15 protein-coding genes are annotated in these 16,288 nt (G+C 58.6%); all 15 read left to right on the top strand.

Translation table 11 applies throughout. The features are described from left to right. Window positions 1-6: 6 nt before the first annotated feature. The 15 genes from NSND_RS11820 to aroF all read left to right on the top strand — a co-directional run bounded on the left by NSND_RS11820 (window position 7) and on the right by aroF (window position 16,241). Complete coding sequence (locus NSND_RS11820) at window positions 7-2,505, top strand: sulfurtransferase TusA family protein (protein WP_080879199.1); 2,499 nt, start codon at window positions 7-9, stop codon at window positions 2,503-2,505. 5 nt (window positions 2,506-2,510) lie between these two features. Further along, window positions 2,511-3,233 carry a phosphoadenylyl-sulfate reductase gene (locus NSND_RS11815; protein ID WP_080879198.1) on the top strand — a complete coding sequence of 241 codons (723 nt, stop codon included), beginning with the start codon at window positions 2,511-2,513 and terminating at the stop codon, window positions 3,231-3,233. Window positions 3,234-3,274: 41 nt separating this feature from the next. Then, on the top strand, window positions 3,275-4,342 hold the full coding sequence (locus NSND_RS11810; RefSeq protein ID WP_080879197.1) for an anthranilate phosphoribosyltransferase: 1,068 nt from the start codon (window positions 3,275-3,277) through the stop codon (window positions 4,340-4,342). A gap of 17 nt (window positions 4,343-4,359) precedes the next feature. Then, complete coding sequence (gene cysD / locus NSND_RS11805) at window positions 4,360-5,157, top strand: sulfate adenylyltransferase subunit CysD (protein ID WP_080879196.1); 798 nt, start codon at window positions 4,360-4,362, stop codon at window positions 5,155-5,157. 83 nt (window positions 5,158-5,240) lie between these two features. Further along, the gene (locus tag NSND_RS11800) at window positions 5,241-7,088 is read left to right on the top strand and encodes a GTP-binding protein (RefSeq protein WP_080880869.1); all 1,848 of its coding nucleotides are present in this window, start codon (window positions 5,241-5,243) and stop codon (window positions 7,086-7,088) included. A gap of 77 nt (window positions 7,089-7,165) precedes the next feature. Further along, window positions 7,166-8,092, top strand: coding sequence for an Mrp/NBP35 family ATP-binding protein (locus NSND_RS11795; RefSeq protein WP_080879195.1), 927 nt, complete (start codon window positions 7,166-7,168; stop codon window positions 8,090-8,092). 26 nt (window positions 8,093-8,118) lie between these two features. Further along, window positions 8,119-8,874, top strand: a complete 756-nt coding sequence (locus NSND_RS21280) for a PCP reductase family protein (protein ID WP_159450763.1) — start codon at window positions 8,119-8,121, stop codon at window positions 8,872-8,874. A gap of 110 nt (window positions 8,875-8,984) precedes the next feature. Further along, window positions 8,985-9,728: a hypothetical protein gene (locus tag NSND_RS11785; RefSeq protein ID WP_143833529.1), complete on the top strand. Its 744-nt coding sequence runs from the start codon at window positions 8,985-8,987 to the stop codon at window positions 9,726-9,728. Between the two features lie 139 nt (window positions 9,729-9,867). Further along, window positions 9,868-10,623: a YebC/PmpR family DNA-binding transcriptional regulator gene (locus NSND_RS11780; RefSeq protein ID WP_080879193.1), complete on the top strand. Its 756-nt coding sequence runs from the start codon at window positions 9,868-9,870 to the stop codon at window positions 10,621-10,623. A gap of 81 nt (window positions 10,624-10,704) precedes the next feature. Next, window positions 10,705-11,313, top strand: coding sequence for a Holliday junction branch migration protein RuvA (gene ruvA, locus NSND_RS11775; protein WP_080879192.1), 609 nt, complete (start codon window positions 10,705-10,707; stop codon window positions 11,311-11,313). 3 nt (window positions 11,314-11,316) lie between these two features. Then, window positions 11,317-11,823: a hypothetical protein gene (locus tag NSND_RS20985; RefSeq protein ID WP_143833528.1), complete on the top strand. Its 507-nt coding sequence runs from the start codon at window positions 11,317-11,319 to the stop codon at window positions 11,821-11,823. Window positions 11,824-11,853: 30 nt separating this feature from the next. Continuing rightward, window positions 11,854-12,891 (top strand): Holliday junction branch migration DNA helicase RuvB, encoded by a 1,038-nt coding sequence (gene ruvB / locus NSND_RS11770; protein ID WP_080879191.1) that lies wholly within the window; start codon window positions 11,854-11,856, stop codon window positions 12,889-12,891. A 139-nt stretch (window positions 12,892-13,030) separates the two neighbouring features. Beyond that, the gene (gene pheA / locus NSND_RS11765; protein ID WP_080879190.1) at window positions 13,031-14,107 is read left to right on the top strand and encodes a prephenate dehydratase; all 1,077 of its coding nucleotides are present in this window, start codon (window positions 13,031-13,033) and stop codon (window positions 14,105-14,107) included. Between the two features lie 16 nt (window positions 14,108-14,123). Then, complete coding sequence (gene hisC, locus NSND_RS11760) at window positions 14,124-15,209, top strand: histidinol-phosphate transaminase (RefSeq protein WP_080879189.1); 1,086 nt, start codon at window positions 14,124-14,126, stop codon at window positions 15,207-15,209. A gap of 18 nt (window positions 15,210-15,227) precedes the next feature. Next, complete coding sequence (aroF, locus tag NSND_RS11755; protein ID WP_080879188.1) at window positions 15,228-16,241, top strand: 3-deoxy-7-phosphoheptulonate synthase; 1,014 nt, start codon at window positions 15,228-15,230, stop codon at window positions 16,239-16,241. The last annotated feature ends 47 nt before the right edge of the window (window positions 16,242-16,288 follow it).

Genomic DNA, 16,288 nt, shown 5'->3' with positions numbered 1-16,288 from the left:
GTCGTCATGATGACTCCCAATACAGTGGCTCTCCGTCCAGCGATTAAAACGGAGCCTATTCCGGCCCATATAGTCGAAGAAATCGAAACGTTTGAAGCGGAAGCCCAACGTGTCCTGGGCGGAGACCTCTCCACCGACATCTTCAAGCCCTTCCGGCTGCAATATGGCATTTACGGCCAGCGGCAACCTGGTGTCCAGATGGTGCGGATTAAGATCCCGTTCGGTGGGCTGACGGCGAACCAGCTGCGGCAAGTGGCCGATCTCGCCGACCAGTATGCCACCGGCGTGGGTCATGTCACGACACGGCAGGACATTCAGCTGCACTTCGTGGAACTCAAACACGTCCCCGAGATGATGCGTCTGATGGCCTCCGTGGGGTTGACCACGCGTGAGGCCTGCGCGAATACCGTACGAAACGTCACGGCTTGTCATTTGGCCGGCGTATGCCAAGGGGAAGTGTTTGATGTGACGCCCTACGCGAAGACGGTGGCCTATCATCTGCTGCGCAATCCGCTGAATCAGAGTCTCCCGCGCAAGTTCAAGATTGCGCTGTCCGGATGTCGGCAGGATTGCGCGCTCACACCCATCCACGACATCGGGTTGCTCGCGGCGAAGCGGGCCGACGGAACCATCGGTTTCCGGATGGTGGCGGGCGGTGGATTGGGCTCGACACCGCGCATGGCCCAGGTGTTACGAGAATTTACGCCGATGGACGAATTACTCCCGACCATCGAGGCGGTGATCAAGGTGTTCGACACGCTCGGGAACCGCAAGAATCGCAACAAGGCCCGCATGAAGTTCGTCATCGAGAAGCTCGGCTTCGACGAATTCAAGCGTCGCTGGGAAGCGGCCTACGCGGCCATGGGTTATGCCGTGCCGACGCACGAGCCGATCAAGCTGCTGGACTATGCCGATGCGCCGCCGCTCATGATGCCGACCAAGGCAGGCGTCCTGTCCAACGGTCATGGCAACGGTAGCGGGGATGGTGCCGTGTCACTCAATGGCCAGGTCTCCGCGTTCCAGGCCTGGAGGCGCACGAATGTCGTGCCACAGCGGCAAGCGGGTTTTGTGACGGCGGCGATCAAGTTGCCGATGGGCGATCTGACGGGCGACCAAATGTGGGTCGTCGCAGACTTGGCCGAACGGTATTCGAACGGCAATATTCGGACGACCATCAATCAGAACATGGTCATCCGATGGATTCCCGAGGGGCGGCTGGAGGAGTTCTATCAGGAACTGATGCAGCACAGCTTGGGCGATCCTGGCGCAGAGCTGGTCGAAGACATCATCGCCTGTCCTGGCACCGACACCTGCGGATTGGGAATTACCTCGTCTAAGGGCATGGCCAGGGCGCTGGCGGAAGTGTTTCCCGCCGGCCAGGTCCCGGAAGATCTTCGGGATGTGAGCGTTAAGATCAGCGGGTGCCACAACTCCTGCGCCCAGCACCATATTGCCACCATCGGGTTGCACGGAGTCGGCAAACGTCTTGGCGAACATACGGCTCCGCATTACGAGCTGCATCTCGGCGGGCATGTGGACGGCACGCCGAAGATCGGACAATTGGCGGTCAAATTGCCCGCGAAGAGTGTTCCGGCGGCGGTGCGCCATCTGGTAGACGTCTATCGTCGGGATCGGAAGGCGGGTGAGAGCCTCCAATCGTTCATTGCGCGTGTCGGGAAGAATATTCTCAAGGACGAACTCATTCCCTACACGATCGTGCCGCCGTACGAGCAGGATTCGACCTATTACTACGACTGGGAAGGTGAGGCGGAATTCGTGCTGGAGGATCTAGGCCCCGGCGAGTGCGCGGGTGGCGCCTTGGAGATGATCGACGACCGTATGTTAGAGGCCGATCAGGAGCTCTATCAGGCGAAATTGCTGGTCGAGAAGCATCAGTATGCCTTGTCGGTGAATAAGTCGTATCGGGCGGTACTGGCGGCGGCGAAAGGTCTTTTGGTGACCGAAGGCCTCGATCCGGCCACCGATGCCGAAACCTTCCAGGAGTTCGATCAACGACTGGCCTGCAAGGGCATCGTCCCGGTCACCTATAAGAATCTTGGCGCCCAAGTCGGCGACCTTGGTTCTAAGGACGCGACTGCCGAGGCGGCGACGGAGAAAATGGCCTTCGCCAAGCGGTTTCTCGCTGTCTGTCGGGCGGCCACGGAACAAATGGGCAAAGATCTGAAGTTGGCCCAGGTGAAGGAAGAAGCCCTGCCGACTGCAGCTCCTGCTGCGGTGCCTGCTTCGCCTGTACCCGTTGCCGCGGCTCAGGCGCCTGTGTACGATCTGCGCGGCGTGGCCTGCCCGATGAATTATGTGAAGACGAAATTGAAATTGGAAATGATGGACAACGGCGAGCAGCTGGAGGTCTGGCTCGACGCCGGAGAACCCATTCGCAATGTGCCGATGAGCTTGCGAAACGACGGACACAAGATCCTCGACGAGGGGCCGTTGGAGCCTGAGGCCAAGCATTTCAAAATTCTTGTGGAAAAGGTCGAGGGGTAAGAAGGGTGAAAGACACACAGAAGCCGGCTGCACGACCCTCCGACGCAGAGCTGAAGACACTGAGTGATTCGTTTGAATCTCAGCAGCCATGGGACCTGCTGGAGTACGCGTTGAAGACCTACCGGCAGCGCATTGTGCTGGCCTGCAGTTTCGGGGCGGAAGATGTCGCCCTGGTGGACATGGTGCATCGCATCGATCCGGACGCACCGCTGTTTTATCTGGATACCGACTTTCTGTTTCCTGAAACCTTCGACGTGCGTGATCGCATTATCGCGCGGTACGGGTTGAAGCAGGCGCAGGTCATTCAAATGAAGTCTCTGTTGACGCCGGAACAGCAGGCTGCCCAGCACGGCGCCATGTTGTGGGCCAGCAAGCCGGATCAGTGCTGTGAGCTCAGGAAAATCGAACCGCTCACTCGTATTCTCGGCGAGTACTCGGCCTGGATCACCGGGATCCGGCGAGACCAGTCTCCCACAAGGGCAAACGCCGGGCTGATCGAGTGGGACAAGAAATTCAACCTGGTCAAAGTGAATCCCCTGGCCCGATGGAGCAGTGAAAACGTCTGGACGTATCTGCAGCTCCATGAGGTGCCCTATAACACGTTACACGACCGCAATTACCCCAGCATCGGCTGTACCCATTGTACGGCGCCTGTCCTTCCGGGAGACGATCCGCGTTCCGGTCGGTGGAAGAATTTCGGCAAGACCGAGTGCGGGCTGCACAAGTAACATCATCGTCACCCTGAAATTAGACAAGGTCATTACCATCCATGCAACATCTGCTCGCCAAAGTCGCTAAAGGTCAAAAAACATCCAAGGATCTCACGTGGGAAGAAGCCAAGCAGGCCATGCGCCTCATGATCGAGGGAACCGCCACCCCTGCTCAAATAGGGGCGTTCCTCACGGCCATGCGATTCAAGTCGGAATCGGTCACGGAATTAGCGGCCTTCACTGCGACCGCGCGCCAATATGTGCCGCCGGTGCCGGTCCGTTCCGGGCTCGGAGTCGTCGATGTGCCCGTCTATGCGGGGAAACGGGAAACCTTTCACGCCATCCTTCCTGCGGCCATCGTCGCGGCGGCCGCCGGAGCCGTCTTGCTGTTGCACGGAGTGGATGGGCCTCCGGACCGGCTCGGTATCTCGTCGGTGCTGAAGCTTTTGGGCATTCCTGTCGATATGACCGCCAAGTCGGTCGGAGCCGAATTGGAAAAGAAGGGATTCGCGTACCTGGACCTGGCGCTGTATCACCCCCCGGTGAGCCGGTTTCTGGAAATGCGGCAGGAGTTGGGCGTGCGCAATTTCTTTCATCCTGTGGCCCGTATGCTCAACCCCGCCCGCGCGACCTCGCAGGTGATCGGGCTGTCGCATCCGCCTTACTTCGAAAAGACGATCGAGGCGCTGCGTATGTTGAGTTGTCCCCGTGCGTTGGTGATTCGCGGAGTCGAAGGGGATCCGGAACTCTCGATCGGCAATTCCACGCGGCTCTTGGAACTCAAGGACGAACGCATCACTCCATTTACATTCCAGCCGAAGGATGCGGGCTTGTCGATGGCGACCTTCCGGGAAATGGCCGGGTTCCCGGTCGAGCAGCGGGAGCGGGAGGCCGATCTGATCAAGCGGCTCCTCGCCAACGAGATTCAGGGCGGGCAACGGGACTGGGTCCTCCTCAATGCGGCCATGTTGCTCTATGCAGCCGGCAAGGGGACGTCGATTACTGGAAATCTTGGGGCCGCCAGAAGCGCGTTGGAGTCCGGTCAGGCCAAGGCCAAACTGGCTGAATTGGTGGCGGTCGCCGGATCAAGCGCGGGAAACGCGCCGAAGGTCGGCATTTCAGCGTAAACGGAAGAGTGTGAACCATGAAACATTTACGTCAACTCGAAGATCAAAGCGTCTATATCCTTCGGGAGGCCTACAAGCATTTCAATCACCTCGCCATGCTCTGGTCGATGGGGAAGGATTCGACGGTGCTCTTGTGGCTGGCCCGCAAGGCCTTTTTCGGGCATGTGCCGTTTCCCTTGCTCCACGTGGATACGAGTTACAAGATTCCTGCGATGATCGAATATCGCGACCGGATTGCCCGCGAGTGGCGCCTCAATCTGGTGGTGGGTCAGAACAAAGAGGCCTTGGCCGCCGGGATGAACCACACGCTCGGGCGTGATGTCTGCTGTACCGCCTTAAAGACGACGGCCATGAAGAATCTGGTCGAAGAAAAGGGCTACACCGGCATTATTCTCGGTGTTCGGGCGGATGAAGACAGTACCAGGGCGAAGGAGCGATATTTTTCCCCGCGCGACAAACACGGGGATTGGGATTTTCGCGACCAGCCGCCGGAACTGTGGGATCAGTTCAAGACCACCTTTCCGCCGGGCACGCATATCCGGATTCATCCGCTCCTTGATTGGACCGAGATCAACATCTGGGAATACATCAAGCATGAAAACATCCCTTTCATGGATCTATACCTGGACAGGGGGGATGGCACACGGTATCGAAGTTTGGGCTGCGCGCCCTGTACTATGCCGATCAAATCCACGGCAAAGACGGTGGATGAGATTATCGCGGAACTCCGCGGGACCAATGTGGCCGAGCGGGCCGGGCGCGCGCAGGACGCGGGGCGGGGCATGGAGATGCTCCGGAAGAAGGGGTACATGTGAGGCGGCCCACGCCGGTTGGATAGCCGGCGGGCATTCGAACGATCACGATCATGAACCGGGGTTCCATTGAACGAGTGAATCATATGACACAGCACGACCAGACCAAGCCGCAGGAGAGTCTCAACATCGTCATCGTGGGCCATGTGGATCACGGGAAGTCCACGCTGGTGGGACGACTCTATGCCGATACGGGCTCCTTGCCGGAAGGCAAAGTGGAAAAGGTGCAGGCGATCTGCCGCCAACAGGGCAAGGAATTTGAGTATGCGTTCCTGTTCGACGCGTTTCTTGAAGAGCAGGAGCAGGGCATCACGATCGATACGGCGCGCACGTTCTTTATCTGGAACGGGCGGCAGTACATCATTATCGACGCACCGGGACATAAAGAGTTTTTGAAGAACATGATCTCGGGCGCGGCCCGGGCGGAAGCCGCGTTGTTGCTCATCGACGCGTTGGAAGGCGTGCGCGAGCAGTCCAAGAAGCATGGCTACCTCCTGTCGCTGCTGGGCGTGACGCAGTTTGCGGTGGTGGTCAATAAAATGGATCTGGTCGGGTATCGGCAGGATGTGTTCGACGGGATCGAGAAGGAATATCGGGAATTTTTGGGTCAGTTCCGGGCGGTCCCCCAGCAGATGATTCCGGTCAGCGCGAAGATGGGTGACAACATCGCGACGCGCAGCAGCCATATGAACTGGTATCAGGGGCCCACGGTGCTGGAGACGCTGGCCCTCTTCAAGAAGGAGCAGGTTCGCTCGGAACAGCCGCTCCGATTCCCACTGCAGGACGTCTATAAGTTCGATGCGCGGCGGATTCTGGCCGGTCGCATTACAGCGGGCCGCTTGAAAGTCGGTGATCAACTGGTCTTTTCGCCGTCCAACAAGACAGCCATCGTGCAATCGATTGAAGGATTCAATGTCGATCCCCCGCGGGGTGAGGCACAGGCCGGTCAATCGGTCGGCATCACGCTCGACGAACAGATTTTCGTGGAGCGTGGCGAAATCGCGTCCCATCGGGAATCCATTCCGCTCGTTTCCACGGCGGTTCGTGTGAACTTGTTTTGGATGGGCAGGCGGCCGCTGGAGAAGGGGCGGAAGTACGTCTTGCGCCTCGCCACGCGTGAAGTCGCCTGCGAGGTGGCCGCGATTCATCGGATTATCGATACCGCCGATCTCGCGCAGCTTCAGGAAAGCCAGGCGGTGGCGAAGAATCAGGTCGCCGAACTGACCCTGCGTGTGAAAGCGCCGCTCGCGTTCGATCTCTCGTCCTCATTCGAAGCCACAGGCCGGTTCGTGCTGGTCGATGAGTACGACATTGCCGGGGGCGGGATCATTACCGAGTTGGTGCATGACGAGCAGGAAGGGCTGCGGGAGGAAGCACGGCAGCGGGAATATGCGTGGCTTACAGGCGATGTCCGGGCAGAGGACCGCGCGACGCAATACGGGCATCGGGCCGCCATCGTGTTGTTCACCGGTTCAGCCCAGACGGGAAAGACGTTTCTCGCCCGACGGGTCGAAGCGTTATTGGTCGCCGATAGCCGCCACGCATACCTGCTGGAAGGCGAAAATCTGCTGCAGGGATTAGATGCGGATTTGTCAGCGGCCGATCCGTCCTTTGCCGCCGAGCGCGTGCGCCGGTATGGAGAGGTTGCCAGGTTGCTCATCGATACGGGGCTCATTGTCGTGTCCACCAGCAAAACCTTCGGTATCAATTATCAGCGAATGGCCGAGATGATACGGACGTTGGTTCAGCCGGCTCCGGTGATTGCCGTGCACATGAGCAGGGCGGGGGAAGAACCGCCACCGAATACCGATCTGCATTTCGCGGGCCCCCAGGATTTTGACGCCGCTGCCCGTCAGATCCTGGAGGAGTTGAAGCGGCGGGGGGTTCTCATCCAGCCCTCCGGAACGAAGTCCACCATCCAATATTCCATCTAGTCGATGGGGGCGGGGCGGTTTGACTCTATTGAAACCCCTGTGGTAGCGTTCTTCATCAACAATTCCGAGGGTTTTTCATGACCATGGCTGCCGGCAAGGATCTCAAGACGATCCTCACGAAGCTTCAGTATTCCGACGACGCGAAAGTGGTGCAGCAGATCACTGCCCAGATGAAGCAGGTGCAGGCTCGAATGGCCGGCATCAAGCAGAAGCTGGTGGTGATGAGCGGGAAGGGCGGAGTCGGCAAGAGCATGACGACCGTCAACCTGGCGTTGGCCCTTGCGCGACAGGGGGCGAAGGTCGGACTGCTCGATGTCGATTTGAACGGCCCCTGCGTTCCACGGATGATGGGTTTACACGGTCAGTCGCTAAGAATGACTCCGGAAGGGGCGCAGCCTCCCGTCGGTCCCTTAGGCATCAAGGTGGCGTCGATGGATTTTTTCCTCGATGATGCCTCGCCGGTGCGGTGGAAGGGCCCGATGGATCTGAGCCCGGTCTGGCTCGGCCTCATGGAAATGAACGTGATCCGCGAGTTCCTGGCCGATGTGGTCTGGGGAGAGTTGGATTATCTCCTCGCCGATCTCCCGCCGGGTGCCGCTGCTGATAAACCGCCGGTCATCGCGGGATTCATTCCCGACCTGGCCGGTGCGATCGTCGTCACGACACCGTCCGAAGTCGCTTCCGACGTGGTGCAGAAATCCGTCACCTACGCGCGGGACATGGGTATCCGGGTGTTAGGTGTCGTAGAAAACATGAGTGAATACCGGTGTCCATCCTGCGGCGCCGAGAATGAGTTGTTCGAGGGGAACACGGAGGCAATGTGCGAGGTGCTGGACCTGCCTTTGCTCGGCCGTATCCCGTTCGATCGTAAGTTTGCCAAAACGTTCGATAAGGGGCAGCCGCTCCTCGATCTTGAGTATCCGACGATCCAGAAATATCAAGAAATCGTCGGGCGGATTCAAGCGTTACTGGATTACAAAAAAGTCCTGGCGGAAAAGCTGTAAGCACACCGACCCGGAGGGGGGATCCTATGAAGTTCGTTTGCCTGAACTGCGAGACCTACATGACGTTTCAGAAGGTCGAAAAACCCGGTGAGGGCTCACTTGGTGTCTTCTTCGGCTGTCCATCCTGCGAGGCGAAGTTCTCCATGGTGACGAATCCTGGCGAGACCCAAATGGTTGCCTCGCTCGGTGTGAAGCTCGGAGGCCGCACAGAGACGGCAGAACCGTTCGAGATGACTCGCGGGACGCTGAAAGAGGAGGCACAGGCCGGCGCAGGGCAGATGGCTGCCTATCTCAACGAGAAGATTCAGGGCGGGCAACCGGTTGCGGCTTCTGCGAAGCCCAGCGCGCCGGATGCCGGTGGAGAGAAGACGTCCGGTGGGTGCCCCTTCTCGGCGATGGTCGCGGAAATGGGATTAACTTCGGGCGGCAAGCCGCAGAATGGAAACGGAACGAGCGAATTCACATGGACTGCAGACGCCAAGGAGAAGTTGGAGCGCTTGCCGTCTTTTGTGAAGCCAATGGTTCAGAGCAGTGTGGAAGCCTATGCGCGCAAGCATGGGTATAAGAGCATTACGCTGCAGGTCATGGACGATTCCAAGAACGATTCGCCCAACGGTATTGCTTGGACCAAGGATGCCGAACAACGCATGGATAACATTCCTGACTTCATTCGTCCGATGGCCCGCCGGGAAATTGAGCGGATTGCCAAGGAGCGCGGCTTGGTCGAGATCACGGCGCAAGTGATGGATGAAGCCAAAGAGAAGTTCATGAAGTTTATGTAGCCGACGAATGCATGCGTGAGACGAGTGCGCGGCCCATCCGGCAGTCCGGATGGGCCTTTCAATTCCTGCCGGTGTTTTTCTCTCGACCGATTCATTGTCCGAGATTCCTGATGCCATGGTTTCCGTTCGTGGGGATGCTGTGTCTGGCCGCCCTGCCGTGGAGCGGTTCATTTGTGATGGCTGGGAATGCCGATCACGGGCATGACGCGGCCGTTCAGGAGCAGGGACATCAGCATGCGGCTGTCAGGGGAGAACTGTGGGAGGGGTCGCGACAGGGCATTGCCTATTCGGAATTCAATCATCACATGGCGGGTGTATTTCTGTTGCTGATCGGGCTGAGTGAAGTCCGTCAGGCCTTGGGGTGGCCGGCCTTGGTTTGGACGAGGTTTTTACTGCCCGGCGCCTTGACGGTGGGAGGTATTTTTCTTCTCATTTGGAGTGATCATGACTCGTGGCCCATCGGGTCGATGACCTTCGCGCAGACGTTCTTCGGGAGCGATGAGGAGGTGCTCCAGCACAAGACCTATGGGGTGCTGGCTTTCGTCGTCGGTGTCGTTGAATTCCTGCGGCGAATCGGATGGTTGGCGCATGCGGTGTGGATGGTGCCCCTTCCGCTGTTTGCGATCGTCGGAGGGCTCATGTTGTTCAGCCATTCGCACGGTGACCATCCTGCCGCCAGTACAATTGTGCTCCATCACGTGATCATGGGCATGATGGCGATCACCGCGGGATCATCCAAGTTGGTCTCCGGCTGGCGAACGCGGTCCGTCCTCACCGAACGTTCGTATTGGGAGTTGCTCTGGGCGAGCCTCGTTGTCTTCATTGGGCTTCAGTTGCTCATCTATTCAGAGTAGGACATTCCCCTGGCCACAGGGGGCCGGCCTCGCGTTGACACTTCTGTGAGGACTGTGTTAGCTCTACCTTTTGAATCAGCATATCAATGAGCGTTGGACTCGATCGACAGGCGGTCGGTCCAGGCCAAGAGGAGTCGCCATGGGTGGCCACAGTCATTGGGCAACAATCAAGCGGCATAAATCAGCGGTCGACGCCAAGCGGGGGAAAGTCTTTACCCGTATTATCCGCGAGTTGACGATTGCGGCTCGATCAGGCGGGGACCCCGATGGCAATCCACGCTTGCGACTGGCCATTGCGAAGGCCAAAGAAGCCAACATGCCCGGCGATAACATGAAGAAGGCCATCCAGCGCGGCACGGGTGAATTGCCCGGTGTGACGTATGAGGAGTTCACGCTCGAAGGGTACGGTCCAGGAGGGACGGCGGTGCTGATGGAGATCACCTCCGATAATCGAAATCGTACCGTGGCCGAGATCCGCAATTTGTTGACCAAGAACGGCGGCAATATGGCGGAGGCGGGCGCGGTGGCCTGGCAGTTCCATAAAAAAGGGGTCTTGGTCCTTGAGAAGGGGAAGGTAGAAGAGGATGCGCTGCTAAGCTTAGCTTTGGAAGCCGGCGCCGAAGATGTGAAAGTGACAGACAAGGCCTTTGAAATCCTCACCGACACCCACGATTTTGAGGCGGTCAAAAAGGCGCTCAGCGATGCGAAAATCGAGTGCACGCTTGCCGAATTGAACTTCATCCCGCAGAATACGATCGCGCTGGAGGAGAAGGCTGCTGAGCAAATGTTGAAGCTCATGGAAATTCTGGATGAGCACGACGATGTGCAGAAGGTCTATGCGAACTTTGACATCTCCGACGAGGTCATGGAGAAGGTGGCTGCCGCTACCGCCTGATTCTGAAGGATTGGCACCGAGCATCGACGCGCACGCAGCCAGCCTCTCGGGCCCTTCGCATCACACCCCCCTGTTGATCACATGATCGCCTTACTGACGGGCCTCATGGCCTTCAAGGCGCCTTCGCACGTCACGCTCGATGTGCATGGTGTCGGCTACGAAGTATTGATTCCCCTCAGTACCTACTATTCTCTTCCTCATCAGCATGAGCTTGTCACGCTCAGCATCCATACCCATGTGCGTGAGGATGCGATTCAACTCTATGGATTTCTGACCGCCGCGGAGAAAGAAGCCTTTCTGTTGCTGACGGGGATCTCCGGCATAGGACCCAAATTGGGACTAAGTGTCCTGTCCACCCTCTCGGTCCGCGATCTCTTTTCCGCCATCCAGGCCGGTGATATTGAGAAGCTGGGTACGGTGTCCGGGATCGGGAAAAAGTCTGCGGCGAGGATCGCGCTGGAATTGAAGGACAAGGTCGCGCGGTTGCATCCAGCGGGCGAACCGGCCGAGCCGGGGAGCGGACGATCTGCGAATCGGCTCTATGAGGACGCCCTGTCGGCCCTTGTGAATTTGGGCTATCGACAACCGGATGTGAAAGAAGCGTTGAAGAGGATCGAAAAGTCCGGCGCTATGGCGCAGGGACTGGAAGGCGCGATTCGTGAGGCACTCAAAGACCTGGCCAAGGGGTGACGCATGATGAAGTCGTTGCGCAGGTGGTGGGGTAGTCGCCGGTTAGTCGGTACGGTGAGGCTGGTCATTGTGGCCGCGATGGTCTCGTCCGGATCCGCCGGGTTAGTCGGCGCGGCCGATGGTGTGGAGGAACCGAAGAGCATCCGCAAGACTTGCGGAATGTGCCCGGAGGGCTATGCCACAACCGGTGTGACCCATGCGCCGGAGCTGTGCAAGGACGGCGAGCCGTCCCTGGTGCAGTGCGTGCCGCTCGGGGGCAACATGCTCTCCGTCTGCGGCACCTGTCCCGAAGGGTATGTAGAAGTGGGGCGCTCGAACGTCCCCTCGCGTTGCGGCTCTGTAGATGGTGGGCTGGTGTCGCAATGCCAGTTACAGAACATGGGATCAACCATGCCCAATCCCGGTCAGGGTGGAGTCAGGTGCCCGCCTGATTGCGGCAGTACGGCTGCGCCAGGTCAAGGGGCCGTGCCGCCGCCGCCGAAATTCAGGCCCTCACCCGAGGCCAGATAACGCCGACGCATTGTCGAACAGGATCGTCCCATGTCTGACCGCACGGTAAGCAATCAATTGACCGACGACGAACGTGGCCTTGAAGCCGCGCTGCGCCCGCACAGCTTGCAGGAGTATGTCGGTCAGTCACGGATGAAGGAATCCCTGGAGATCTGTATCGAGGCGGCCAAACGCCGTGGTGAGGCGCTGGACCATGCCATTTTTTACGGGCCGCCGGGGCTCGGAAAGACCACGATTGCGCATATCATTGCGCGGGAGATGGGCTCAGCGATTCGGTCGACCTCGGGCTTAGTCCTGAGCCATGCCGGGGATCTGGCTGCGATTCTGACGAATTTGCAGGAACGGGATGTGTTGTTCATCGACGAAATCCACCGCCTCCCGGCCTCTGTCGAGGAGGCCCTGTACCCGGCCATGGAGGACTACCAACTGGATCTGGTGGTCGGTCAAGGGGCCTCCACGAGAACCGTGAAGCTGGAATTGCCGCGGTTTACGCTGGTCGGAGCCACGACCAGGGCCGGAGCATTGACGTCGCCGTTGCGGGACCGGTTCGGTTTGGTTCACAGGCTGGAGTTTTATTCGTCACAGGAACTTACATCGATCGTTACACGGTCGGCAGGGCTGCTGAATATTCCGATCGACGAGGCAGGTGCTGCGGAAATTGCTCGCCGGGCTCGCGGCACACCGCGTATCGTGAATCGGCTGATTAAACGTATCAGGGACTATGCCGAGATCAAGGCCGGTGGACGTATCACCAAGCAGGTGGCGCAGGACGCGTTGGTCTGGTTGGCAGTCGATGCCGCCGGATTGGATGAGATGGACCGGCGCATTCTCCTGACCGTCATGGAGAAGTTCAACGGCGGACCGGTCGGGGTGGATTCTTTAGCGGCGGCGGTGCAGGAGGACCGGGGTACGCTGGAGGACGTCTATGAGCCGTATCTGATCCAAGCCGGGTTTCTGGAACGCACCGGCCGCGGCCGGCAGGCGACCAGGCTGGCCTTCGACCATTTCAAAAAACAGAAAGACCTTCTGCCGCTCTCCGATGACGACACATCCGTCACAACTCCTTGAATCCCCACACCTATCCTTGCAATGCCCTCGCCGGCTCCTGTAGGATACTCACTTGTCCAAGTTCATCCCGTTGGCTTGGAATCGTTTCGCGGCCTCGTCTCTCTAAAGGCAGGTGTCGCGAGGAGGGAGTCCCCCCGTCATGTCTGATGACCTGCAAGGACATCGCCAGGAAATCGATCGGATCGACGATCAGATTTTGCGCCTCTTGAACGAGCGCTCGAAGTCCGTGATCGAAATTGGAAAACTCAAGAAACAGAGAGATGCGGAAGCGCATCTGCACACGCCGGCCCGAGAGGCGGCGATTTTTGAACGCCTCAGCAAGCAAAATACCGGTCCCTTTCCCACCGATGCCATCCGGGCGGTGTATCGAGAGATCATGTCGGCCTCGTTGTCCCTTGAGGGGCCTCAGAAGGTCGCCTATCTCGGCCCGCGAGCGACATTTACGCACATGGCCTGCATGCAGAAGTTCGGGTCGTCTGCCCAATACATTCCTGTCAACAGCATCAAAGATGTGTTCAGCGAAGTCGAGCGTGGTCGAGCCCATTTTGGCGTCGTGCCCATCGAAAACACCACCGAAGGCGTAGTCAATCACACGCTGGATATGTTCGTCGATTCCAGTCTGCTCATCTATGGAGAGGTGTTGCAGGAAGTGGCGCATCACCTGATGTCCAAGAGCGGGGTCGCAGGAGAGATCAAGCGGATCTATTCGCACCCGCATGCCATTGCTCAATGTCGCAATTGGTTGGAAACGAATTTGCCTCACGTGCCGGTGTCCGAAGTGGCCAGTACGGCACGGGCGGCTGAACTGTCCGTCGACGATCCGTCGGCTGCAGCCATCGCGTCCGAACTGGCGTCCCAGTTGTACGGACTGAAGGTCATCACGGCCCGGATCGAAGACAACATCAACAACTTCACGCGTTTTCTGGTGTTGTCGCAGAAGGCGCCGGAGCGAACCGGGCGCGATAAAACGTCGCTGATGTTGTCGGTCAAAGATAAGGTGGGTGCGCTATACGACTTGTTGCGTCCGTTTGCCTCCCATGGCCTCAACATGACCAAGATCGAATCGCGCCCCTCCCGCCGGAAGGCGTGGGAATACATTTTCTTTGTCGACATCGAGGGGCATATCGATGAAGAACGGGTCAAGAAGGCGGCCGAAGAGGTGAAGAGCCGCTGTCTCTTTATGAAGATTCTCGGGTCGTATCCCGCCTATTCCTAGAGGTCCGAGTCACGCCATGCCATTGAAGGTGCATCCCGATATCGCCTCCCTTGTCCCGTACGTTCCTGGAAAGCCTATCGAAGAGCTGCAGCGAGAGTTAGGGCTCCCGCGCGCGATCAAATTGGCATCCAATGAAAACCCGATCGGCCCGTCGCCCAAAGCGCTCGCCGTCTTGGGTGAAACCGCTCCGACTCTGCATCGGTATCCGGACGGCGGGGCGTTTCGTTTGCGCGGAGCCTTGGCCGAACGGTGGAAAGTCACGCCGGATCACGTCATTCTCGGAAACGGCTCGGACGAAATCCTCGGCCTGCTTGCGCGAACCTTTTTGTCGCCGGGTGATGAGGCCGTGATGGCTGAGCACACCTTCGTCATTTACAAGATGGAGGTGAAGGCCGCGCACGGTGTGGCGGTGGAAGTGCCGCAGAAGAATTGGCGCCACGATTTGCCGGCCATGGCAGCGGCCATCACCGACAAGACGCGCCTGCTGTTTGTGTGCAATCCGAACAATCCCACCGGCACCATGGCGACCAAGGCTGAGGTGGCGGCGTTGATGGCGCGCGTGCCCGATCATGTGGTGGTGGTGTTCGACGAGGCCTATTACGAATATGTCCGGCATCCGGAATTCCCGGAGTCGCTCAGCTATGTAAACGCGGGTCGTAATGTCATCGTGCTGCGGACATTCTCCAAGATCTACGGCTTGGCCGGGCTCAGGATCGGGTATGGGATGACCACGCCGGAAATCACGAACTACCTGAATCGAATCCGTCCACCCTTCAATGCGAATAGCATGGCACAACGCGCCGCGTTGGCGGCGTTGGACGATGAGGCACATGTGGGCGCGAGTCGGGCCTTGAACCATGCGGAAATGGACAAGGTCCGGACAGGCTTGTTGACCTTGGGCTTCGAGGCCTTGCCCAGTGAAACGAATTTTCTCTATTTCGATGTCGGGAGAGATGGTCGCGAGGTATTCGACGCGCTGTTGCGGAAGGGCATCATCGTCCGCCACATCGACGGCCGAATGCTGCGGGTGACCATCGGCCTTCCGGAAGAAAATCAACTGTTCCTGAGCGCGCTTGCGGACGTGACGCGCGCCGCTCGATAAGGAAAGCGAGACGAGATCATGATTATTGTCTTGAAGCCTGACGCGTCGGAGCGGGAAGTCGACCACATTATCGACCGGCTTCGCGAGTTGGGACTGAAGTCGCATATTTCTGCCGGCCAGGAGCGGACCATTATCGGGGTGATCGGGGACGATCGTATCCTGCACAATCAGCCGTTGACCGCATTGCCAGGGGTCGAAAGTGTCCTGCCGATTTTGGCTCCCTGGAAGCTGGTCAGCCGGGAGTTCAAGAAAGAGAACACGATCATTGACGTGAACGGCGTCAAAATCGGCGATAAGAAAATCACGATTATGGCCGGTCCCTGCGCGGTCGAACGGTTGGAACTGACCGTCGGTATTGCCCACGAGGTCAAGTCGGCCGGCGCGACCGTCCTTCGTGGCGGTGCATACAAACCGCGCACCTCGCCCTATTCTTTTCAAGGATTGGGGCGTGAAGGCCTGGACTATTTGGTCGAAGCCAAAAAACAGACCGGCCTGCCGGTGGTGAGCGAGATCCTGGACACCCGCGATATCGAGCTGTTTCTTGAGAAGGCCGACATCATCCAGATCGGCGCCCGGAACATGCAGAACTTCGAGTTGCTCAAGGAAGTCGGGGCCTACGATAAGCCGGTGCTGTTGAAGCGCGGTCTCTCGGCCACGATCAAGGAATTCCTCCTCTCCGCTGAATACATCATGTCCCGCGGCAACCGGAATGTCATGTTATGCGAGCGCGGCATCCGCACGTTTGAAACCCAGTATCGAAATACGTTGGATATGGCCGCCATTCCGACCCTCAAGAGTCTGTCGCATTTGCCGGTTATCGTGGATCCCAGTCATGCGACGGGCAAATGGGATTTGGTAGCCCCCATGTCGAAAGCGGCGATCGCGGCCGGTGCCGACGGGCTCCTGATCGAAGTGCATTCCAATCCTGAATGTGCACTCTGCGACGGAGAAGAGTCTATCCGGCCCTCGAAGTTCAAGGAGTTGATGGGGGATTTGCGGAGAATTGCTGCGGCAGTCGACCGGACGATCTGATCACCGTTACGAACGTGATCGTCGACCGTGCAGGCGAGTTGAAGATA

It is taken from the genome of Nitrospira sp. ND1 (assembly GCF_900170025.1).
In the GTDB taxonomy this organism is placed as follows: Bacteria; Nitrospirota; Nitrospiria; order Nitrospirales; family Nitrospiraceae; genus Nitrospira_A.
Note: the sequence above shows the minus strand (reverse complement) of the source record. Positions and strands in the feature narration are given on the sequence as shown.